Origin of the sequence: Stenotrophomonas maltophilia group sp. RY12688, from assembly GCF_052149045.1 — a bacterium.
GTDB classification, from domain to species: domain Bacteria; phylum Pseudomonadota; class Gammaproteobacteria; order Xanthomonadales; family Xanthomonadaceae; genus Stenotrophomonas; species Stenotrophomonas sepilia.
In genome coordinates, this window is sequence record NZ_CP197389.1 from 33404 (window position 1) to 55197 (window position 21794).

19 protein-coding genes are annotated in these 21794 nt (G+C 68.1%); 12 read left to right on the forward strand and 7 right to left on the reverse strand.

Features of this window, described 5'->3' with window-relative positions:
* Nucleotides 1-32: 32 nt before the first annotated feature.
* Both ACS0OT_RS00155 and ACS0OT_RS00160 read right to left on the reverse strand, forming a co-directional pair.
* The gene (locus ACS0OT_RS00155) at nucleotides 33-1025 is read right to left on the reverse strand and encodes a patatin-like phospholipase family protein (RefSeq protein ID WP_053496711.1); all 993 of its coding nucleotides are present in this window, start codon (nucleotides 1023-1025) and stop codon (nucleotides 33-35) included.
* Nucleotides 1026-1259: 234 nt separating this feature from the next.
* The gene (locus ACS0OT_RS00160; protein ID WP_005421115.1) at nucleotides 1260-2276 is read right to left on the reverse strand and encodes a TIGR00266 family protein; all 1017 of its coding nucleotides are present in this window, start codon (nucleotides 2274-2276) and stop codon (nucleotides 1260-1262) included.
* A 159-nt stretch (nucleotides 2277-2435) separates the two neighbouring features.
* Here ACS0OT_RS00160 and ACS0OT_RS00165 point away from each other — a divergent pair, with 159 nt between their 5' ends.
* Entirely contained in the window at nucleotides 2436-4706 is a 2271-nt protein-coding gene (locus ACS0OT_RS00165) for a TonB-dependent receptor (protein ID WP_164230492.1), read from the forward strand.
* 112 nt (nucleotides 4707-4818) lie between these two features.
* Here ACS0OT_RS00165 and ACS0OT_RS00170 read toward each other — a convergent pair whose 3' ends face one another.
* Entirely contained in the window at nucleotides 4819-5658 is an 840-nt protein-coding gene (locus ACS0OT_RS00170; protein ID WP_164230490.1) for an acid phosphatase, read from the reverse strand.
* Nucleotides 5659-5919: 261 nt separating this feature from the next.
* On the opposite strand from ACS0OT_RS00170, the gene ACS0OT_RS00175 reads away from it, so the two are divergent.
* Together ACS0OT_RS00175 and ACS0OT_RS00180 are read left to right on the forward strand one after the other, a co-directional pair.
* A complete protein-coding gene (locus ACS0OT_RS00175) occupies nucleotides 5920-6798 on the forward strand; it encodes a hypothetical protein (protein WP_070488845.1) in 879 nt (292 codons plus the stop codon).
* A gap of 11 nt (nucleotides 6799-6809) precedes the next feature.
* Nucleotides 6810-8012: a DUF4785 domain-containing protein gene (locus ACS0OT_RS00180; protein WP_065179780.1), complete on the forward strand. Its 1203-nt coding sequence runs from the start codon at nucleotides 6810-6812 to the stop codon at nucleotides 8010-8012.
* Between the two features lie 124 nt (nucleotides 8013-8136).
* Here the strand turns inward: ACS0OT_RS00180 and ACS0OT_RS00185 are convergent, their stop codons facing one another.
* On the reverse strand, nucleotides 8137-8958 hold the full coding sequence (locus tag ACS0OT_RS00185; protein ID WP_053496707.1) for an ABC transporter ATP-binding protein: 822 nt from the start codon (nucleotides 8956-8958) through the stop codon (nucleotides 8137-8139).
* A gap of 151 nt (nucleotides 8959-9109) precedes the next feature.
* On the opposite strand from ACS0OT_RS00185, the gene ACS0OT_RS00190 reads away from it, so the two are divergent.
* The 4 genes from ACS0OT_RS00190 (at nucleotide 9110) to ACS0OT_RS00205 (ending at nucleotide 13183) form a co-directional block, all read left to right on the forward strand.
* A complete protein-coding gene (locus ACS0OT_RS00190; RefSeq protein ID WP_072167421.1) occupies nucleotides 9110-10312 on the forward strand; it encodes a DesA family fatty acid desaturase in 1203 nt (400 codons plus the stop codon).
* Nucleotides 10309-10641, forward strand: coding sequence for a hypothetical protein (locus ACS0OT_RS00195; RefSeq protein ID WP_005421108.1), 333 nt, complete (start codon nucleotides 10309-10311; stop codon nucleotides 10639-10641). The genes ACS0OT_RS00190 and ACS0OT_RS00195 overlap by 4 nt, the downstream gene beginning before the upstream one ends.
* A gap of 19 nt (nucleotides 10642-10660) precedes the next feature.
* The gene (gene mutM / locus ACS0OT_RS00200; RefSeq protein ID WP_005421105.1) at nucleotides 10661-11473 is read left to right on the forward strand and encodes a bifunctional DNA-formamidopyrimidine glycosylase/DNA-(apurinic or apyrimidinic site) lyase; all 813 of its coding nucleotides are present in this window, start codon (nucleotides 10661-10663) and stop codon (nucleotides 11471-11473) included.
* A 105-nt stretch (nucleotides 11474-11578) separates the two neighbouring features.
* A complete protein-coding gene (locus ACS0OT_RS00205; RefSeq protein WP_065179774.1) occupies nucleotides 11579-13183 on the forward strand; it encodes a glucan biosynthesis protein in 1605 nt (534 codons plus the stop codon).
* A gap of 513 nt (nucleotides 13184-13696) precedes the next feature.
* Here ACS0OT_RS00205 and ACS0OT_RS00210 read toward each other — a convergent pair.
* Together ACS0OT_RS00210 and ACS0OT_RS00215 are read right to left on the reverse strand one after the other, a co-directional pair.
* Entirely contained in the window at nucleotides 13697-14317 is a 621-nt protein-coding gene (locus ACS0OT_RS00210; protein WP_005421101.1) for a thymidine kinase, read from the reverse strand.
* A 124-nt stretch (nucleotides 14318-14441) separates the two neighbouring features.
* On the reverse strand, nucleotides 14442-15113 hold the full coding sequence (locus ACS0OT_RS00215) for an SEL1-like repeat protein (protein WP_005421099.1): 672 nt from the start codon (nucleotides 15111-15113) through the stop codon (nucleotides 14442-14444).
* Between the two features lie 99 nt (nucleotides 15114-15212).
* On the opposite strand from ACS0OT_RS00215, the gene ACS0OT_RS00220 reads away from it, so the two are divergent.
* Both ACS0OT_RS00220 and ACS0OT_RS00225 read left to right on the forward strand, forming a co-directional pair.
* On the forward strand, nucleotides 15213-17189 hold the full coding sequence (locus ACS0OT_RS00220; protein WP_442255971.1) for a UvrD-helicase domain-containing protein: 1977 nt from the start codon (nucleotides 15213-15215) through the stop codon (nucleotides 17187-17189).
* A gap of 260 nt (nucleotides 17190-17449) precedes the next feature.
* Nucleotides 17450-17974 (forward strand): GNAT family N-acetyltransferase, encoded by a 525-nt coding sequence (locus tag ACS0OT_RS00225; RefSeq protein ID WP_442255972.1) that lies wholly within the window; start codon nucleotides 17450-17452, stop codon nucleotides 17972-17974.
* Nucleotides 17975-18062: 88 nt separating this feature from the next.
* On the opposite strand, the gene ACS0OT_RS00230 is transcribed toward ACS0OT_RS00225, so the two are convergent.
* The gene (locus ACS0OT_RS00230) at nucleotides 18063-18716 is read right to left on the reverse strand and encodes a YceH family protein (protein WP_164093077.1); all 654 of its coding nucleotides are present in this window, start codon (nucleotides 18714-18716) and stop codon (nucleotides 18063-18065) included.
* 101 nt (nucleotides 18717-18817) lie between these two features.
* Here ACS0OT_RS00230 and ACS0OT_RS00235 point away from each other — a divergent pair, with 101 nt between their 5' ends.
* The 3 genes from ACS0OT_RS00235 (at nucleotide 18818) to ACS0OT_RS00245 (ending at nucleotide 21503) form a co-directional block, all read left to right on the forward strand.
* On the forward strand, nucleotides 18818-19741 hold the full coding sequence (locus tag ACS0OT_RS00235; protein ID WP_005421086.1) for a 5'-nucleotidase, lipoprotein e(P4) family: 924 nt from the start codon (nucleotides 18818-18820) through the stop codon (nucleotides 19739-19741).
* Entirely contained in the window at nucleotides 19738-20463 is a 726-nt protein-coding gene (gene pyrF / locus ACS0OT_RS00240; RefSeq protein WP_005421084.1) for an orotidine-5'-phosphate decarboxylase, read from the forward strand. The genes ACS0OT_RS00235 and pyrF overlap by 4 nt, the downstream gene beginning before the upstream one ends.
* Nucleotides 20464-20681: 218 nt before the next feature.
* Nucleotides 20682-21503, forward strand: a complete 822-nt coding sequence (locus ACS0OT_RS00245; protein ID WP_065185523.1) for a S1 family peptidase — start codon at nucleotides 20682-20684, stop codon at nucleotides 21501-21503.
* Nucleotides 21504-21794: the final 291 nt, after the last annotated feature.

Here is a 21794-nt window from a genome sequence, read left to right on the forward strand (position 1 = left end):
CCGGGCGGGCCCGGTGGCCTGACTTCAATGGATCAGCACTTGTCCTTGCGGCCCATCAGCTTGCCCAGGCGCGAGGCTTCCTCGCACTTCGGCGCGGCCACCGGTGCCGGTGCGGCTGCTGCGGCGCGCGCGCGCTGCAGCTGCTGGATCCTGGCGCGGATCTGCGGCATCGCTGCCATCGCAGCCTTTTCGCCTTCCAGGATCGCGGTGCCACGCTGGCTGAAATCGGCGGCACCGATGTCCAGTACCTTCGGGCGGATGACGATGTCGGCGCGCGCCAGTTCCTGCTCGCCCAGGCGCTGGCCCATGATCGAGATGGACTGGTTGACGATGCCCAGCATGTCGGTCGGCGCCTTGCCGCTGGCCTTGCTGGAGATGTCCACGGCGATCACGAAGTCGGCGCCGAGCTGGCGTGCGGCATCCACCGGCACCGGGCTGACCACGCCACCGTCGATGTAGTTGCGGCCGCCGATCTTCACCGGTTCGAACACGCCGGGGATGCTGCTCGATGCGCGCACTGCCTGGCCGACGTTGCCGCGCACGAAGATTGCGCGCTCGCCGGTTTCGAGCTGGGTGGCGACGGCGGCGAACGGCTTCTTCAGGCGCTCGGCGGGACGGTTGGCGACCTGCTCGTTGACGTAGTCCTGCAGCTTCTGGCCCTGCACCAGGCCACCGGAGAACAGGCGCACATCGCGGATGCTGGCTTCGTCCAGCGCGACGGCCTTGCTCTGCATCTGGAAGGCATCCATGCCGCTGGCATACAGGGCGCCGACCACGCTGCCGGCGCTGGTGCCGGCGACCACGGCCGGCTCGAAGCCGTTGGCCTCCAGCATCTTGATCACGCCGATATGGGCAAAGCCTTTGGCCGCGCCGCCGCCCAGGGCGATGCCGATCTTCACCGGCTTGGCCTGCGGGACCACGGTCGGCGCAGGCGGCGGCGTGGGGCGGACCGGATCGCCACCGCAGCCGGCCAGCAGGCCGATCAGGGCGACGGACAGCAGCATGCGGGGGCGGAACAGGCTCATCGGCAGTGCGCGCGCGGCGCCGGATTCAGGAAAGGGCGCCAGCATACCGAAGCCGCGGCGGGGCGGGCAGGGTGGGAAATATCGCCCATTCATAAAGGTAGTGCCGGCCGCTGGCCGGCAACCATAGGGAAACTGGCAACGGTCCACGGGGCTGCCGGCCAGCGGCCGGCACTACCGGGATGCGCGCCAAGGTCCATGAGGTTGCCGGCCAGCGGCCGGCACGACCGGAGGCGGTCAGAACCGGTTGTCACCATCCAGCATCCGGCCCAGGCCGCCCAGCACCGAGCCTTCGCCGCGGCTCTGGCCGCCGCCCTGCGGTGCGGCCATCCACATGCGGCCGGCCAGGCGTGAGAACGGCAGCGACTGCAGCCAGACCTTGCCGGGGCCGGTCAACGTGGCCAGGAACACCCCTTCGCCGCCGAACAGCATGCTCTTGATGCCGGCCACCCGACGCACGTCCATGTCCACCGTCGGGTGGTAGGCCACCACGCAGCCGGTATCCACGTCCAGGCGTTCGCCGGCGGCCAGCTCGCGCTCCACCACGCAGCCGCCGGCGTGGATGAACACCCAGCCGTCGCCCTCCAGTTTCTGCATGATGAAACCCTCGCCCCCGAACAGGCCGGTCATGATCTTGCGCTGGAACTGCACGCCGATCTGCACGCCGCGCGCGCCGGCCAGGAAACTGTCCTTCTGGCAGATCAGGCGGCCGCCGTGCTGGTCCAGCTTCATCGCCAGCACCGTCCCAGGGTAGGGCGCAGCGAAGGCGACCTTGCCCTTGCCATGGCCGCTCTGGGTGTAGACGGTGGCGAACAGGCTTTCGCCGGTCAGTACGCGCTTGCCGGCAGCCATCACCTTGCCCATGAAGCCGCCGCCCTGGTCGCCATTGGCGGCGCCGAACACGGTATCCATCTGCACCGTGGCGTCCTTGAACATCAGCGCGCCGGCCTCGGCAATGGCGCTCTCGCCGGGATCAAGCTCGATTTCCACGAACTGCATTTCATGGCCGACGATGCGGAATTCGATGTCGTCGGCGCGGCCGCTGGCGGCGGCGGGGACCGGGGGTGGGGTGTGGGGCATGCCCGGGGCCGCGGATTGCAGTTCAGGCACTTCGGCAATCGAGGTCCATCCGCTCATGCCCTGGCACCAGGCCAGCGCGCGCGGGTTGGCCTGCGCGTAACGGCGCGCGGCCGGGTCATCGAGCGGTCCGATTCGGTCGGCCTGGGCCGAGGCATGGAAGTACCACTGGGTCATTGCGGCGGCTCCGCGGCGCTGGAAAACCCCGAGTCTAGCGAGCGCCCCGGGGGCAGGGCGACGGGGCCATGAACGGCCGGCATTTGCGGGGCAGGTGCTGTATTGCAACAATTATCTGGTAGCGCCGTTTTACCACCCCTCCAAACACAGCCTACCGCCATGTCCCCGACCCGCACTTCCCGTGGCCGCTTCCCGGTCGCGCGCCCTCTCGTTGCCGCTCTTTCCGCCCTGCTGCCGCTGGTAGCAGCCGCCCAGGAAACCCCTGCCGCCAAGGATCCGGTTGCCCTCGACACCCTGCAGGTCACCGCGCAGCGCCGTGTCGAGAACGCCAAGGACGTACCGGTCGCAGTCAGCGCGATCCAGGGCGAGAAGCTGGATGTGCTCGGTTCGGCCGGCGATGACATCCGCTTCCTGGCCGCACGCGTGCCCAGCCTCAACATCGAGTCGTCCTACGGTCGTGCCTTCCCGCGCTTCTACATCCGCGGCCTGGGCAACACCGATTTCGATCTCAATGCCTCGCAGCCGGTGTCGCTGGTATACGACGACGTCGTGCAGGAAAGCCCGCTGCTGAAGGGCTTCCCGCTGTTCGACCTGGCCAACGTGGAAGTGCTGCGTGGCCCGCAGGGCACCCTGTTCGGCCGCAACACGCCGGCCGGCGTGGTCAAGTTCGATTCGGCCCGCCCGTCGCAGGATGCCGACGGCTATATCCGCGTCGGCTACGGCAGCTACAACAGCTGGAACGTGCAGGGCGCCTACGGCGGCCCGCTGACCGACCGCTGGTCGGCGCGCGTCTCGGCGATCTACCAGCGTCGTGACGACTGGGTCGACAACACCCGTGTGGGCGCGCCCAACAGCGGCTTCGAAGGCTATGACGAAGCGGCAGGCCGCGTGCAGTTCCTGTACGAAGGCGATGACTTCGAAGCGCTGTTCAACCTGCACAAGCGCAAGCTCAACGGCACCGCCCGCCTGTTCCGCGCCAACATCATCCAGAAGGGTGGCAATTCGCTGGTCGAGAACTTCGACCGCGACAAGGTGGCCAACGACGGCGTCAACTTCTCCGACCTGGAGACCTGGGGGGGCAGCGCGCGCCTGCAGTGGAACCTCGGCTCGGTGACCCTGCACTCGATTACCGGCTACGAGACCGCCGAATCGCTCAACCGCGGTGACATCGACGGTGGCTACGGTGCGGCCTTCCTCGGTGCCGGCAACTACGGCCCGGGCCTGATTCCGTTCTCCTCGGAGTCGGCTGATGGCCTGCCGCACCATCGCCAGTGGACGCAGGAATTCCGCGTCGAGTCCAACGAGTGGGGCCGCTTCGACTGGCAGGCCGGCGTCTTCTACTTCGATGAAGACGTGACCATCAACAACTTCAACTACGACTCGCTGGCCCCGGGCAATCCGCAGACCGGCCACGTGGTGCAGAACCAGCGCAACAAGGCCTGGGCAGTGTTCGCCTCGGGTGACTTCGACGTCACCGACCGCTTCAAGCTGCGTGCCGGCGTGCGCTACACCCAGGACAAGAAGGACTTCAGCGCCAGCGTGCTGCAGGCGGTTCCGTTCGGCACCCCGGTCAGTGGCCCGTACCTGGCCAACACCGACGTCAACGACGTCAGCTGGGACCTGAGCGGCGTCTACAAGCTCACCGACGACATCAACGCCTACGCCCGCGTGGCCAAGGGCTTCCGCGCGCCGTCGATCCAGGGCCGCCTGGCCTTTGCGCCGGGTCTGTCGCAGGCCGATTCGGAGAAGGTCATCTCGTACGAGGCCGGCATCAAGGCCGACCTGTTCGAGCGCCGCGCGCGCCTGGGCCTGAGCGTGTTCCGCTACGACGTCGATGGCCAGCAGCTGATCGCCGTGGGCGGTGCCAACAACACCGCCACCCTGCTCAACGCCGACAAGACCATCGGCCAGGGCGTCGAGCTGGACCTGGAGGCCTACCTGGCCGACAACGTCCTGCTGACCTTTGGCAGCAGCTACAACGACACCGAGATCAAGGACAAGAACCTGGCGGTGGCGATCTGCGGCGGCGGCTGCACCATCACCGACCCGACCACGGTGATCAACGGCCAGACCTACGCGCTGGTGAACGGCAACCCGCTGCCGCAGGCGCCGAAGTGGATCCACAACGCGACCCTGCGCGTGGGCTTCCCGCTCAGCGATGGCAGCGAGCTGTACGCCTACACCGACTGGGCCTACCGCAGCGCGGTGAACTTCTTCATCTACGAGTCGCCGGAATTCCGCGGCCGTAGTTCGCTGGAAGGCGGCCTGCGCCTGGGCTACAACTGGGAGTATGGCCAGTACGACGTGGCGGTGTTCGGCCGCAACCTGACCAACCAGACCCGCGTGGTCGGTGCGATCGACTTCAACAACCTGACCGGCTTCCTCAACGAGCCGCGCACCTGGGGCGTGGAGTTCACCGCGAAGTTCTGATGCGGTCGCTGCGGTAGTGCAATGAAGAAGGGCCGGCGCAATGCCGGCCCTTCTGCTTCGCACCCACCGGTAGTGCCGGCCGCTGGCCGGCAATGACCGATCGCGCAGGCGCCTACAGCGCGCTCTGCGGACGCACCTTCAGTACCGCGTTCTCGGTGGTGCAGTCGCGGCTGGAGTGCAGGCCGGCCGTGCGCGCGGCAGCGATCTCCTTGCGTGCGGCCAGCAGGTCCTTGTTGAACGCGGCGTTGTCGTGCAGGCGGGCCACGGCGGCGGCACCCATGAAGCGGCCTTCGAGGATGTCGCTCTGCCAGTGCACGTTGCATACCAGGCGGCTCTCGCCGTAGTTGCGGCCGCGGGCCTGGATGGCATCGGCGCGGTCCGGCACGATCTCCGACAGGATCAGTGCCCAGGCCCAGCCGATCGAGGTGTGGCCGGATGGATAGGAACCATTCTTGCGCAGGCCATCCTCGTCCTTCGGCGAGCAGGTCGGCTCACCGTTGACCATGAACGGGCGCGGGCGCTGGTAGTGGTTCTTGGCTGCCTTGGTAGCGGCGCTGGCGTCGATCCGGCTGCGCTCCAGCAGTCGATACAGCGCCGGAGTCTTCACCGCATCGACGTCGATGTCGGCGGCGCAGGAGAAGTGGTTTGCACCTTCGGGGAAGCCGAGTTCCGCATCGATGCCGGCCTGGGCGAAGCGCGGGCTGCCACGCAGCGCGCGGGCTTCACGGCTGACCTGTTCGTCCAGGGCGAGGGCGGCCGAACCGGCCACCGGCGGTGCCGGCACCAGATCGAGGCTGGCCGGAACAGCGCTCTTGTCCAGATAGCCCACGGCCTTGGTGGTGATGTTGGCTTCGACGGCGGTCGGTTTGGTGGCCGTGGCAGCACAGCCGGCCAGGGCCACGGCAACGGCGAGGCCGAGCAGCGGGCGGGCGGGGTGGGAAATCAACGACATGGACGGGCTCCGGAGGAAAAACACCGCGTCATGATCGCAGCCCGTATGCGGCACCGCAGTGGCCATCGGTCATACGGCCAGACCCGGCATGGTCATCACAGGAGATGAAGAACGTCATCGAAGCGTGCCAGTCTGCTGAATCCGGGCGCAGCGCACGGACTTTCACGCGGCCGCACCGTGAGCATCGGCACATCGGCAGTCACCAGGGGCCGTCCAGTTCCAGCCGGGTCGGGGGGATCCGAAGACAGAGGGAGAGAAGCGATGCGCAGCACCGCAACAGGAAGTACCGTCCTGGCCCTGCTTCTGGGGCTGGCAGCAGCACCGGCGCAGGCCGCCGACGTGGTCGGCGTGGCCTTCGTGCATGGCACCGGCGCGCAGACCAATGCCACCCAGGACTACTGGCAGCCGGCGATCATCGACACCGTGCGCCAGGGCCTGCCGAACAGCAGCAACTATGTGGTCATCAACTGTGACTTCACCCAGTACATGTGGAAACCGGAGGCCGCCGGCTGCCTGGCCAACCAGCTGACCAGTTTCATCGACAGCCGTGGCATCACCCAGCTGGTGGTGATTACCCATTCCAACGGCGGCAACGTGATGCGCTGGATCCTGTCCAATCCGACCTACGACAGCCGCTATCCGAAGATCATCCGCACGGTGCGCAAGGTCAACGCACTGGCACCGTCTTCGGCGGGCACGCCACTGGCCGATGCGGTGCTCAACGGCAATACCTTCGAAACGTCGCTGGGCTGGCTGCTGGGCTACAAGAACGACGCGGTACGCCAGCAGCAGGTGGCCAGCATGGCCACCTACAACGCGCAGAACCTGTACGGCACGGCCGGTCGCCCGGCGCTGCCCAGGCCGTTCCGCGCGGTGGTCGGCAGTGACGTGGAATCGGCGGTGTGGGACAGCAACAGCTACTGCGGTGGCTATGCCGCCAACGTCGGCCTGGAGTTCACCCAGAACTGGTTGTCGTCCTGCTCCGATGGCTTCCTGGAGTGCAGCAGCCAGAAGGCGGCCGGCACCACCTGGTTCACCGACAAAGCGCGCACCCAGGGCGCAGAACCGCTCAGCCACAACCAGAGCCGGCGCGAGTGCTTCGGCCTCGGCACCCTGCTGCGCAACGACCTGACCCAGTGAGGGAGATGACCATGACGACCCATTCCACCCTGCTGGCCAGTGCGGTGCTGGCAGTACTGTCCCTTTCCGCCGCGCAGGCCGCGCAGCCTCTGCAGGCGGCCCGCGCGGGCGATCAGGTGCCTGCCGCATTGGTGGCCGCGCCGCTGCCTGCCGATGAAAGCGAACACGCGCCATTGTCGTTTGCCTGGGCGCTGGACCCGGCGCAGCCGCTGCAGGCGGCCACGCCATATGCCTCGGTCAGCCGCAGTTACTGGCAGCAGGTCGATGGCACGCAGCTGCAGCGCGGCCTGGACCTGCCGCTGACGGCGCCCGATGCGGTGATCCAGCTGAGTCCGGCCGCAGGAGCCCGCGCGCTGCCGGCCAATACCCTGCAGGTGCGCGACCCGGCTGGCCGCAGCAGCGTGGCCCGCAGTGTCGATGCGCGCGCGCTTCAGGATGCCGGCATGCCGGTGAGTGATGGCAGCAGCATGCTGCGCACCGGCGCGACCAGTGCCGCCGGTGCGTACACCCTGCAGAGCACGCAGGCGCAGGGCCGCTATGTGGTGCAGGTGCTGGAGCCCAACAGCCCGCTGCGGTTGGAAGTGCAGGCCAACCAGGCGCAGGTGCTGGCCGGTGGCAACGTGCAGCTGCAGGCACGCCTGCTGGAAGACGGCGCCACCACCGCGCAGCTGGCATCGCGTCGTGGCGGCCTGGGGGGTGAAGCCCTGCTGGTCGCACCGGATGGCCGCAGCTGGCCGCAGCGCCTGCTGCGCACCACCGATGGCAGCCTGCGCGCGCAGGTGCGGATCCCGACCGACATCGGCACCGTGCAGGGGCTGTGGGAGCTGCAGGTGTTCGCCCAGGCCGATGGCGTGCTGCGCGATGGCAAGGTGGCCTTCGCGGTGGCACGGCCGACCGCGCGTTTCAGTGGCCAGGCAGCACCGGACCCGTCCAGCCGCCAGGTGGCGCTGCCGCTGCAGGTGGCTGCGGCAGGCCGCTACGAGGCACGCGGCACGCTGTATGCCACGGCCCGCGATGGCCGGATGAAGCCGGTCGCGCAGGCACATGCAGCCGCGTGGTTCGATGGCCCAGGCGCCGGCCAGCTGGTGCTGCCGTTCGGCGAGGCCGCGTTGCCGGCCGGTTTTGGCGCACCGTACGAGCTGCGCGACCTGCAGCTGCAGGACCAGAGCCGGATGGCACCGATCGAGTCGCGCGCGCTGGCGTTGCGGTTCTGAGGTTGCGTGCAGCGGGCCGGGGTCCGGCCCGCTGCTCCTGTGTAGAGGCGAGCCCATGCTCGGCGGCCGTTTGCCGTGATCAGGAGCAGCCGAGCATCGGCTCGGCTCTACAACGGCATGCCGATCACCCCGCGTATGCGGTCAGCCGGCCTTCCTGCTCGCAGACGGTGATCGCGCCGCCGAACACCGCAGACAGCGGTTCGTTGCGCAGCAGCTCGGCGCGGGTGCCGTCGGCCAGCACGCGGCCATCGCGCAGCAGTACCACGCGCTCGATCTCGGGAATGATCTCTTCGATGTGGTGGGTCACCAGCACCAGGGTGATGCCCTGCTGCGCCAGCACCCGCATGGTCGCCACCAGCTGCTCGCGGGCGACCAGGTCCAGCCCGGTGGAGGGTTCGTCCAGCAGCAGTGCCTGCGGCCGGTTGACCAGCGCGCGGGCGATCAGCACGCGGCGGGTCTCGCCAGCGGACAACTCGGCGTAGGCGCGGTCGCGCAGGGACAGGGCGCCGGTCATCGCCAGTGTCTCGCCCACACGTGCGCGCATATCGGCGGTCACTTCGCGGAAGGCCGGCACCACGTAGCTGGCGAAGAAGCCGGACAGCACTGCCTGTTCCACGGTCAGGCCCGGCATGTCGGCCAGATTGCTGCTGAGATCGCCGGTGACGATGCCGAGCTGCGATCGCAGCCGGTCCACCTGCCAGCGGTTCTGCCCCAGCACCCTTACCGCCACGGAGCCGTCGACCTGCGCCAGCGGGTACAGCTCGCGGGTGATCAGCTTGATGAAGGTCGACTTGCCGCAGCCGTTGGGGCCGAGCAGGGCGGTGTGCTGGCCCTGCGCGATGCGCAGGCTGAGCCCGTGCAGCACCTTCACCTGGCCGCGCACCACGGTGGCGCGGTCCAGTTCGATCAAGGGGGGCAGCTCCGCAACGGGCGGGGCGGCAGTCATGGTGCTGGCGCGTGGATCAAGGCTCGACAACTCAGGTCCCCAACTGTGAACGGTGCCACGGATGGCGATGCGATACATCGCCGCAGGGATGCAGTTTGCAACGCAAGCGCCCATCATGTCTGCCATCCCCGCGTCGATCCGGAGAGCTGCCATGTCTGATGCCCTGATGTCCCTGTTGACCGGTGGTGTGCTCGGCCTGGGAGGGTGGGCCATGCTGGCGGTGTTGCTGGTCTTCACCCAGATCACCATCTTCTCGGTAACCCTGTACCTGCACCGCAGCCAGGCCCATCGCGGGGTCGATTTCCATCCGGCGCTGGCGCACGTGTTCCGCTTCTGGCTGTGGCTGACCACGTCGATGATCACCCGCGAGTGGGTGGCCATCCATCGCAAGCACCACGCCAAGGTGGAGACCGAGGACGATCCGCACAGCCCGGTCACCCGCGGCATCGGCAAGGTGTTCTGGCATGGCGTGGAGCTGTACCGCGAAGCGCGCGGCATGCGCGCGGACATCGAGCAGTACGGGCGCGGCACGCCGGACGACGCGATCGAGCGCCACCTGTATACCCCGCACGCCACGCTGGGGCCGGTAGTGCTGCTGGCGATCAACAGTGTGCTGTTCGGCCTGCCCGGCGTGGCGCTGTGGGCGATCCAGATGGCGTGGATCCCGTTCTGGGCGGCGGGCGTAGTCAATGGCCTGGGCCACTGGTGGGGGTACCGCAACTACGAGTCGGCCGATACCTCCACCAATCTCACGCCGTGGGGGTTCTGGATCGGTGGCGAGGAGCTGCACAACAACCACCATGCCTTCCCCAGTTCGGCGCGCTTCGCGATGCGGCGCTGGGAGTTCGATATCGGCTGGAGTGCGATCCGCCTGCTGCAGGCGCTGCGCCTGGCCAGGGTGCTGCGGGTGGCGCCGGCCATGGACGTGCGCCCGAACATCGCCGTGCCCGATGCCGAAACGCTGAAGGCGCTGCTGTCGCACCGCTTCCAGGCGATGACCGATTACCAGCGCAACGTGTTCATGCCGGCCCTGCGCGAGGAGGCCGCGCAGGCCGGGGCCAAGCTGCGCCGCCTGCTGCCACGCCGGTTGCGCCGTGGCCTGGTCAACGATGGCCGCTGGCTGAAGCCGGACAGCCGCGCCCAGCTCAGCGCATGGGTGGCGCAGCGGCCGCGCATCCGCACCCTGGTCGAGTACCGCGGGCGATTGGCTGCGCTGCTGGAAGCCCGTGGCCACGACGCCGCCGAGCGCCTGCATCAGCTGCAGGCGTGGTGCCGGGAGGCCGAGGAAAGCGGTATCGCGGCGTTGCAGGCCTACGCCGCACGGTTGAAGGGCTACAGCCTGGTGGGCGCGTGAGGGCAGGGTACGGGCTTCTGCTGGCGGCGCTGCTGCCGGGTGCGGCGCTGGCCCAGGTCACCGACACCGCCAGCTATCTGCAGCGGATGGACAGCGATGGCGACGGCAGGGTCAGCGAGGCCGAGTACGTACAGTGGATGCTGTATGCCTTCGATCGCATGGACCGCAACGGTGATGGCGTGCTGAGCGCCGACGAGCTGCCCGGCGGCAAGGGCAGGGCAATCCGCCGCGAGCAGCAGCGGCAGGTGATCGTGCAGCGCTTCCACAAGCAGGATGCCAACGGTGATGGCTTCCTGGATGCCCGCGAGCTGTCCGCGCCGCCGCGTTGAGCGGGCGTAGAATCGCCCCATGCCTGAACTGCCCGAAGTCGAAACCACCCGCCGCGGCCTGGCGCCGCACCTGCAGGGCCGGCGCGTGCATGGCGTGATCCTGCGCCGCGCCGACCTGCGCTGGCCGATTCCACCGGAAGTGGCCGAGCTGCTGCCGGGGCAGCGCATCGAGGACATCCGCCGGCGCGCCAAGTACCTGCTGCTGGATACCGCCATCGGCAGCGCCGTGCTGCACCTGGGCATGTCCGGCAGCCTGCGCGTGCTGCCCGGTGATACCCCGCTGCGGGCGCATGACCACGTCGACATCAGCCTGGACAACGGCCGCCTGCTGCGCTTCAACGACCCGCGCCGCTTCGGCAGCCTGCTCTGGCAGCCGGCTGGGGAGATCCACCCGCTGCTGCAGGGGCTGGGCCCGGAGCCACTGGACGACGCGTTCGACGGCGACTACCTGTTCGCCCGCAGCCGGGGCCGCAGCGCGCCGGTGAAGACCTTCCTGATGGACCAGGCGGTGGTGGTGGGCGTGGGCAACATCTACGCCGCCGAGAGCCTGTTCAAGGCCGGCATCAGCCCGTTGCGCGAGGCAGGAAAGATCTCGCGAGAACGCTACCAGCGGCTGGCCGACGCGGTGAAGGAGATCCTGGGCTACGCCATCACCCGCGGCGGCACCACCCTGCGCGATTTCATCAGCCCCGACGGTGCGCCGGGCTACTTCGAGCAGGAGCTGCTGGTGTACGGCCGCGACGGGCTGCCGTGCCCGAACTGCGGGCGCGCGCTGAAGCACGCCACCATCGGCCAGCGCGCGAGTGTCTGGTGCAGCCACTGCCAGCGCTGAGCCGGCGGCCAGCGGCAGCTGAACGGGCAGGGCGCGTCTCCGCTGCCCGTTAACGTTTGTCTGCCTATGATGGCCGACCTTCCTCCCTGTGCCTGACGCGCCTGCATGCAACGACGCGACTTCATCCGCAATGCCTCCCTCGCCCTGGCTGCATTCGGCCTTCCGTCCCTGCCCGCGTGCGCGGCCAGCCGGCGCGGCCAGATGGGCCTGCGCCGCCTCGGCCAACCGCAGCCGTTCGACTTCGCCACCCTGAAGGGCCAGGCGCGCGCGCTGGCACAGGCACCCTACAAGAGCCACAAGCGGGTGCTGCCGGGCCGCCTGGAAGGCTTGGACTGGGACCAGTACCAGTCGATTGGCTACCGCCAGGACCATGCGCTGTGGGCCGACCAGCCCGGCAAGTTCCAGGCCAAGTTCTTCCACCTGGGCCTGTACTTCCATTCGCCGGTGCGCATGTTCGACGTGGTCGACGGCAAGGCGCAGGAACTGGCGTATGACGGCGCGGCGTTCAACTACGGCAAGAGCGGCATCAAGGATGGCGAGCTGCCGGCCGATCTGGGCTTCGCCGGGTTCCGCCTGAACACCCGCAAGGACACCGACCGCGACTTCGCCGCCTTCCTGGGCGCCAGCTACTTCCGCGCGGTCGGCAAGGAAGGCCAGTACGGCCAGTCCGCGCGTGGCCTGGCGATCGACACCGGCATGGGCAAGCCGGAGGAATTCCCGGATTTCATCGCCTACTACCTGGAACAGCCGTCGGCTGATTCGGAGACGATCGTGGTCTATGGCCTGCTGGATTCGCCCAGCGTGGCCGGTGCCTATCGCTTCGCGATCACCAACGGTGACGTGCTGCTGATGGACATCGACAGCGCGCTGTACCCGCGCAAGGCGATCGAGCGGTTGGGCATCGCCCCGTGCACCAGCATGTACCAGGTGGGCGAGAACGACCGCCGCATGGGCTGGGACTGGCGCCCGGAGATCCACGATACCGATGGCCTGTCGCTGTGGACCGGTGCCGGCGAATGGATCTGGCGCCCGCTGCTGAACCCGCGCAACCTGCGCTTCAACATGTTCGTGGACCGCAACCCGCGCGGCTTCGGCCTGCTGCAACGCGACCGCAACTTCGACCATTACCAGGACGACGGCGTGTTCTACGAGAAGCGCCCGTGCCTGTGGGTGGAGCCGAAGGGCGAATGGGGCGAGGGCTCGGTGCAGCTGGTGGAGATTCCCACCGTGGACGAGACGTTCGACAACATCGTGGCGTTCTGGAACCCGAAGGAAAAGCCGCAGCCGGGCCAGGAGCTGCTGGTCGGCTACCGCTTGTACTGGGGCGCCGAACCGCCGGCGCGCCCGCCGCTGGCGCACTGCGTGGCCAGCCGCACCGGCCTGGGCGGTGTGGTCGGCAAGAAGCGTGAGTACTTCAGCTGGCGCTTCGCGGTGGACTTCGAAGGTGGCGAACTGGCCAGGCTGATCGACAAGGCCGAGGTCGAAGCGGTGGTGGAAGCCAGCCGTGGCCGGGTCGAGATCGTGTCGGCGCGCCCGCTGCGCGAGATCAACGGCTATCGCGCGATGTTCGACCTGGTGCCGCCGGAAGGCAGTACCGAGCAGATCGACATCCGCCTGTTCCTGCGCAGTGGTGGCAAGACCCTCACCGAGACCTGGCTGTACCAGTACACCCCGCCGCCGGCCGGTGCGCCGGAGCGCACGCTGTACTGAGTGGTTTGGGATTGCAGGGCTTGCAGCCCTGCACCCGCTTCAAGCCAAGGCAACGTCAAATGCGTGCATTCCGTGGGATGGCGGGGTGGGTCCGGTTGAGGGGGGCGGCGTAAATACGTCCATGTAGCCTCGGTCGCGCCATCCATGGCGCTCACGCCCCCTCAACCGGACCCACCCCGCCTTCGACAGATCTCCGCGATCTGTCGGAACAGCTCATGGGGTCAGATCCGTTTTCCGAAGGAAAACGGATCTGACCCCGGAATTTCATTCGATATCTGACAGATTTCATCCACTCATGGCGTGGATCTACTGGCCGCCGACCAATTGTCGAAGGCGGGGCACTGTGGGTTTGCGGGGTGTGAGCCGCATGGATGCGGCGACCAAGGCTACATGGACGTACTTGCGCCGTCCCCGCACACCCACAGTGCCCCGCCATCCCACGGAATGCCAGCTTTCGCTGTTGACGTTGCTGTTGCCTCTGCAGGTGCAGGGCGCAGCCCTGCCGAACACCCCTTACAGCGGCAGGGGCGCCTGCGCCGGATCGATCCGGCCTTCGCCGCGGGTGATCTTCTTGAACTCCGCGCGGCTGACCGACACGTAGCGCTCGTTGCCACCGATCTCCACCTGCGGGCCGTCCTGCACGGCGTGGCCATGCTCGTCCACGCGCACGGTCATCGTCGCCTTCTTGCCGCTGTGGCAGATGGTCTTGATCTCCTGCATCTCGTCGGCCCAGGCCAGCAGGTACTGGCTGCCTTCGAACAGCTCGCCGCGGAAGTCGGTACGAAGGCCGTAGCACAGCACCGGAATGCGCAGCTGGTCGACCACCTCACTGAGCTGCCAGACCTGGGCGCGGGTCAGGAACTGCGCCTCGTCCACCAGCACGCAGCCCATCGGGCCGTTGGCTGCCAGATCCTGCTCCACCCAGCGCTGCAGGTCGGTATCGCGGTCGAAGGCCATGCCGTCAGCGCGCAGGCCGATCCGCGAGGCAACCACGCCGGCGCCGGCACGATCGTCCAGGCGTGGGGTCAGGATCGCCACCCGCATGCCGCGCTCGCGGTAGTTGTGCGCGCTCTGCAGCAGGGTGGTGGTCTTGCCGGCGTTCATCGCCGAGTAGTAGAAGTAGAGCTTGGCCATCGGCCAATTCTAGTCGCCACCCGGCCCGCCGTCGCGGATCGGCCGTGGCCGGGCGATCACGTGCCGGCTGTCGCGTACCCCGGTGCCAGCAGCGCCGAGGCAACGATGGCCTGGCAGGCGTGGCTCATCGCCCCGATCTGGCCAGCTCCTCGTCCTGCCATTGCCGGTAGGCCACCGGGTCCCAGTAGCGCGCCAACTGGTGCTTTTCCGGTTGCAGCACACGGGCCCCCGCATCGCCACGGCCCTGGCTGCGCATGGCGCCGTTCCAGCCGGCGCGGCTGCCGGTCTGCCGCATGCTGCCGGCCCGCAGTTCACGTTCCAGCCGCGGCGTCGCGGCCGGGTCGCCGAACTCGGCATACAGCGCGCGGCCCTCGCGTACCGCGCGCTCGCGCTCGTCGGCGGACAGCGCCTCCCAGAAGCGTTCGCGCTGTACCACCAGCCACTCGGTGCCGCGCTCGGCCGCCAGGTCCATCCATGCATAGCCCAGGGCGCGGTCGACCGGACCGCCCTGCCCGTTCCAGAGCATGTCGGCCAGCGCTGCCTGTGAGAGCTTGTCGCCGTAGCGCGCGGCATTGCGGAAGTCGTTGCGGGCCTCTTCGTGGCGGCCCCGCTCGCGGGCCTGCATGCCGAGCCCACGGAAGCGCAGGTCCGGATGGTAGACGAGGAACTCGTGCGACTGCAGCACGATCGTTTCATAGGCGTCGGCAGGCGGTGCCGGGCTGGACCCGGCCGCAGGCACGGCCAGCAGGCCCAGCAGGGTAGCCACCAGCGGGCGGGCGATGATGTTCAAGGACATGGACCACGCTCCTGTGTTCCGGAGTCGACTCAATACCTTAGGGCCAGGCGTCATGCAAGTCAGGTCGGCCCGCCGGCACCCCGCTACAATCCTGTCCCCATGCACGGTCTCAATCCCCCCCAAGCCGCCGCCGTCCTGCACATCGAAGGCCCCTTGCTGGTGCTCGCCGGCGCCGGCAGCGGCAAGACGCGGGTGATCGTGGAGAAGATCGCCCACCTGATCGGCAGTGGCCGCTATCCGGCGCGCCGCATCGCGGCGATCACCTTCACCAACAAATCGGCCAAGGAAATGCGCGAGCGCGTGGCCAAGCGCCTGCGCGAGCAGGACGCCGACGAGGTGACCATCTGCACCTTCCATGCGCTGGGCCTGAAGTTCCTGCAGATCGAACATGCCGCCGTGGGCCTGAAGCGCGGCTTCTCCATCTTCGATGCCGATGATGCCGCCGCGCAGATCAAGGACCTGATGCACGGCGCCAAGCCCGATGACATCGAGGACATGAAGAACCTGGTGTCGCGCGCGAAGAACGCCGGGCTGTCGCCCGAGCAGGCGATGGCCGCCGCACGCAGCAACCGCGAGAAGGAAGCGGCCAGCGTCTACGAGCGCTACCAGCTGCGGCTGACCGCGTTCAATGCGGTCGATTTCGATGACCTGATCCGCCTGCCGGTGCAGATCCTGGAAGAGAACCCCGAGATCGCCCTGGCCTGGCGCGAGCGCATCGGCTACCTGCTGGTGGACGAATGCCAGGACACCAACGACGCGCAATACCGCCTGCTCAAGCAGCTGGCTGGTGAGAAGGGCAATTTCACCTGCGTGGGAGACGATGACCAGTCGATCTACGCCTGGCGTGGCGCCAACCCGGAGAACCTGCAGCAGATGGGGCGTGACTACCCCACGCTGGAAATCATCAAGCTGGAGCAGAACTACCGCTGCTCCAACCGCGTGCTGCGTGCAGCCAATGCGCTGATCGCCAACAACCCGCACGAACACCTGAAGAAGCTGTGGAGCGACCAGGCCGACGGTGAGCGCATCCGCGTGTGGGAGTGCCGCAACAGTGAGCACGAAGCGGAAAAGGTCGCCGCCGAAATCGCCTTCGTGGCGCAGTCGCGCAACGTGCCGTGGAGTGATTTCTGCATCCTGTTCCGTGGCAACTTCCAGTCGCGGCCGCTGGAAAAGGCGATGCAGCTGCTGCGCATCCCCTACCACCTGACCGGCGGCACGATGTTCCTGGAACGCCAGGAAGTGAAGGACACGCTGGCCTGGCTGCGGCTGCTGGTGAACCCGGACGATGACACCGCGTTCATGCGGGCGGTGCAGTCGCCCAAGCGCGATGTGGGTGCCGGTACGCTGGCCAGGCTGGCCGAGCTGGCGCAGGAAAAGGACATGCCGATGGCGCATGTGGCCGAGACCATCGGCGCCCTGCAGCAGTTGCCGCCGCGCGCGGCCAACAGCCTGGCGCGCTTCACCGACATCCTGCGCGACCTGCGGGCGCAGATGCGCCAGGTGACGTCCGGCGACATGATCCGCAAGGTGGCCAAGGAATCGGGGTTGCTGAGCGAGCTGCGCCAGCAGGCCAAGGAAGAGGCCAGCTACCAGCGCCGGGGGAACAACATCGAGGAACTGGCGCAGTGGTTCGAGGGCGGCCCGCGCGGTGCCACCGCCGCCGACCTGGCCGGCCAGCTGGCGCTGCTCTCGCGCAGCGACAAGGACGAGGGCGGCAACCAGGTGCGCATGATGACCCTGCACGCTTCCAAGGGCCTGGAGTTCCCGTACGTGTTCATCGTCGGCTGCGAGGACGGCGTGTTGCCGCACCAGGTCAGCCTGGATGAGGGCAACCTGCAGGAAGAACGTCGCCTGCTGTACGTGGGCATCACCCGCGCCAAGATCCAGCTGTGGATGAGTTACAGCAAGCTCACGCGCAAGTTCGGCGAGCATGTGCGGCTGAAGCCGAGCCGGTTCTTCGATGAGATCCCGGCCGAGGAGATCCAGCGCGACGGTGCCGATCCGGTGGCCGATGCAGCGCGGAAGAAGGAACGGGCGAGCGCGGGGTTGGCGGCGATCGAGGCGTTGTTCGACTGATCGGCGAACGGCGCGGCCCCTCGTGGTTGGCGCCGTTCGCAATGCACTCGTGGGGGGCCGGGCGGGTGGGCCGGTCGCGACACGCCGTAAACCCATCCATGGGGGCTCGGCCGCGGCATCCATGCCGCGGACGGTCCCGCCCAGCCCACCCGCCCGGCCCCTGACAGTTTCCGTGCGCGCCAGCCACGGAAAGAAAAAAGAAAATCAAAAGCAGCAGCCGGGGTTGAGGCAGAATCGGGGTTTCGGCTGGAGGTCTGCCTGTGCAACCGATCGAGAGTGAACGTCTGCGCCTGCGTGCGATCGAGCCTGATCGCGATGCGGTGCCGATGCTGGCGCTGTTGAATGATCCGGGCTTCTTGCGTTTCATCGGCGACCGCAACGTACGCAGCGAGGAGCAGGCGCGGGAGTACATCGCGCTGCGCGTGCTGCGCAGCTATGCGTTGAACGGCTTCGGCATGTATGCGATCGAGCGCCTGGCCGATGGCGCGTGGCTGGGTAACGCCGGCCTGGTGCGGCGTGATGGCCTGCCGGGGCCGGATATCGGCTATGCGGTGCTCTCGGAATTTGCCGGGCAGGGCTACGCCGGTGAGGCGGCGCGTGCGGTGTTCGCGCATGCACGCGGAGCGCTGAGCTTGCGGAATCTGTATGGCATTACCGATCTGGACAACGTGGTGTCCGGGAAGATCCTGCTGGGCTTGGGCATGCAGGAGCGCGGAGTGATCCAGCTGCCGGGCGTGGACAGTCCGAGCCGGCTGTATGCCACGCCGGGAGCGGCGGAGGTCTGATCCCTGATGATCGTAGGTGCCGGCCGCTGGCCGGCATCCAGGCATCACCGGGTTGCCGGCCAGCGGCCGGCACTACCGGATGTGGACCTCAACCGCGCAGTTCTGCCAGCTGCGCCTGCAGCTCGGCCACGGCCGCTTCCAGCTGGGCCACGCGCTCGGCCAGGCCCGGATCGGCCGCATCGCTGCTGCCCCCGCCACTGCTGGCGTACTTGGCCGCCAGCGCCGCGCCATCCACTTCACCGCACAGCAGGTGCATGTAGCGGTCTTCGCGTTGGCCGCTGGCGCGCGGCAGCACCACCAGCAGCGCGCGCTGCTGCAGGCGCTCGACGGCGTGGCGGGCTTCGTCGATATCCGCGAACCGGTACAGACGCTCGCTGCGCGACACCAGCTCGCCCAGGGTCTGTGGGCCGCGCAGCAACAGCAGCGCCAGCAGCACGGTCTGCTGCCGGGTCAGGTCCAGCGCGGCCTGCAGGCGGTGCTCGTAGCGGTCGGCGCGCGAGGAGAAGTGCTGGCGAGCCAGGCCCAGTGCTTCCAGCTGGCGCAGCGCGTGCTGCACGCTGCCGGCGTCGACGTTCATCACCGGCTCCCGGGCGGTCTTCTGGTTGGCGGCCGACTGGGCCGCATTGACCGTCAGCGGGTAGGTGTCCGGTGTGGTTGCCTCCTTCTCCACCAGGCAGCCCAGCAGGCGGGCCTGCACCGCATCGAGCAGGGGGACGTCAGGGGTCTGGGTGGAATCGGTCATGGCGGCCTCCGGAAGAGCAGCGGGTCAACCACCAAGCATAGCCGTCCCAGGGCCGGCTTTGCCGGTAAAATGCGCCGGTATATCTGATTGCCGGTGAATCCATGCGTCGTCCTGTTTCCCTGTCCCTGACCCTGCTCGCCACCGCGGCGCTGGGCCTGTCCGCCTGCAAGCGCGTGGACGCGCCTGCCGCTGAAGCCGCGGCGCCGCAGGCCCCGGCGTCCGCCGCCAAGGCCGATGGCGCGCGTGATGCCACCGCCAACGACAACCTCAACGCCGTGCTGTGGATGCAGCGTGCGCAGGAGTACAGGGCGATCACCGAGCAGACCTACCGCGCCGCCGCCGACCACCTGGACGTGGCGCTGAAGGAAGCCCATTGGGATGCTCTGGTGCCGGAAGAACGCGGCAACGAGGCCAAGGGCCTGAAGCCGGCCGTGGTGCTGGACGTGGACGAGACAGTGCTGGACAACTCGCCCTACCAGGCGCGCCTGGTGCGCGACGGCAAGGAATACGACGAGCTGAGCTGGGACCAGTGGGTGGCCGAAAAGAAGGCCAAGGCGATCCCGGGCGTGGTTGATTTCGCCAAGGCGGCCAACGCCAAGGGCGTGACCCTGCTGTACATCTCCAACCGTGCTGTGCACCTGAAGGACGCGACCCTGGCCAACCTGCGCGAGCAGGGCCTGCCGGTGGCCGATGACAGCGTGTTCCTGGGCCTGGGCACCGTGGTCGAAGGCTGCGAGCAGGCTGGCAGCGAGAAGAACTGCCGCCGCCGCCTGGCCGGGCAGAAGTACCGCGTGCTGATGCAGTTCGGCGACCAGCTGGGTGACTTCGTGGAAGTGACCGCCAACACCAACGAAGGCCGTGACGCCCTGCTGCAGCAGTACCACGACTGGTTCGGCGAGCGCTGGTGGATGCTGCCGAACCCGACCTACGGCGGCTTCGAGCCGGCGCAGTTCAACAACGATTACAGCCAGTCGCGCCAGGCCCGCCACGACGCCAAGCGCGCCGCGCTGGACTACGCACCATGAGCCGCGCACCGCTGCCGCTGCGCGATGACGAGCGCCTGATCTTCGCGCTGGACGTGCCTGACCGCGCGCAGGCGCTGGCGTGGGTCGACCGCCTGGGCGACAGCGTGGCGTTCTACAAGATCGGCATGGAACTGCTCGCCTCCGGCGAGTACTTCCAGGTGCTCGATGAGCTGGCCCGCCGCGACAAGCGCGTGTTCGTCGACCTGAAGTTCTTCGACATTCCGGCCACCGCTGCGGCGGTGATCAAGCGCCTGTCGCAGTGGCCGGTCAGCTACGCCACCATCCATGGTTGGCACCCGGCCATGATGGAGGCGTGCGCGGCCGCCAACAGCGGCGACATGCGCCTGCTGGCAGTGACCGTGCTGACCTCGATGGGGCGCCCCGACCTCGCACAGATGGGCATCGACCGCGAACCGGTGGACGTGGTGGTCGAGCGCGCGCTGGCTGCCCAGGCCGCCGGCATCGATGGCGTGATCGCTTCGGGCCAGGAAGCCGGCCCGATCCGCGCTGCCACCGGCAGCGGATTCTCGATCGTCTGCCCTGGCATCCGCCCCGGTGGCCCGGTCGGCGATGACCAGAAGCGTACCGTTGGCGTAGCGCAGGCCTTTGCCGATGGCGCCGATGCCATCGTGGTCGGTCGCCCGATCCGCCTGGCCGCCGATCCGCAGGCCGCAGCGCGGGCGATCCAGCAGGAAATCGCGTCGGCTCTGGCTGCACGCTGAGCCCACCACCGACGCCGGTCACGCTGGCACCACGAACGCCATCCCGATCCATGCGGGATGGCGTTCGCATTTGTGGGGCTGCATCTGTCGCACGCAGCGCCAGCCACGAGAACTGTGCGCACGTTCGCGCTGCGGGCCTCTCCACTGCTCCCCAATCGATGCACCGGTACGGACCGCGGCCGCACCGGTTCCAACCATCGACAGAGGAGTACAGGGAAATGTATCGCAGCACCTCTTTGTTCATCGGCCTGCTGTTGGCCGCGTCTGCCGTACCCGCCATCGCTGCGCCGCAGCTGCGCGATGCGCCGCGCATCATCGGCGGCGAAGCGGCGCCGGCCGACGAGTACCCGTTCATGGTCAGCATCCAGGGCATCTTCGACGGCGATTCGGACCACGACCGCCACTTCTGCGGGGGCACCCTCATCTCGCCCTCGTGGGTGCTGACGGCCGCGCACTGCATGCAGCGCGAAGCGCCTGGTGGCATCGCCGTTGTCGGCAAGGTCACGACCCTGTCCACCGACGCCGCGCCACGACCGTCCAACGTCAAGGCGATCCACGTCCATCCGGCATTCAACAGCGGCAATTCGCTGGAGCACGACGTCGCCCTGATCCAGCTCAGCGCACCGCTGGACGGCGCACAGCCGGTGGCACTGCGGCTGCGGCCCGACGCCAGCTATCTCAAGCCGGGCCGTGAATTCACGGTGATCGGCTGGGGAGACACCGACATCGGCGATGGCCGGGTCTATCCGACTCAGCTGCAGACCGCGCAGGTGCCGTTCGTTTCCTTCACCGAATGCCAGCAGGCCTACGGCGGTGAACTGTCACGTGGAAAGGTCATCTGCGCCGGCCGCGAGGGCATCGACAGCTGCCAGGGGGATTCCGGAGGCCCCCTGCTGCTGCGCCTGCGTGAAGGCTGGACCCAGTTCGGTGTCGTCAGCTGGGGCGAGGGCTGTGCGCTGGCCGGCTATCCGGGGATTTATGCCCGAATCGCCGAAAAACACGCCGTAGATTTCATCGAAGCGGTTTGGCAACGCGATTGATACAATAAAATCAAATACATACATGGCATTACGTGAAGTGTTGCCTTAACTTGAACGGCAGCGTAGGATCGCCGCCATCCGGTCCTCGGGCCGGACATGTGCCACAACACTGTCCTCCGGCCCCGCGCCGGCTTGAAGAGCCTGTGATCCCCGTGATCCGGGCTCTTTTTTTATCCCGGTGGCGGCGCTGGGGTCAGATCCCTTCTGCCGCAGCAGAGGAGATCTGACCCCCCTCGGCTGGAAACCGTGACGTCCCGGCTTGCCGCTGTCACGTCGCAGGCCGCAAGATGC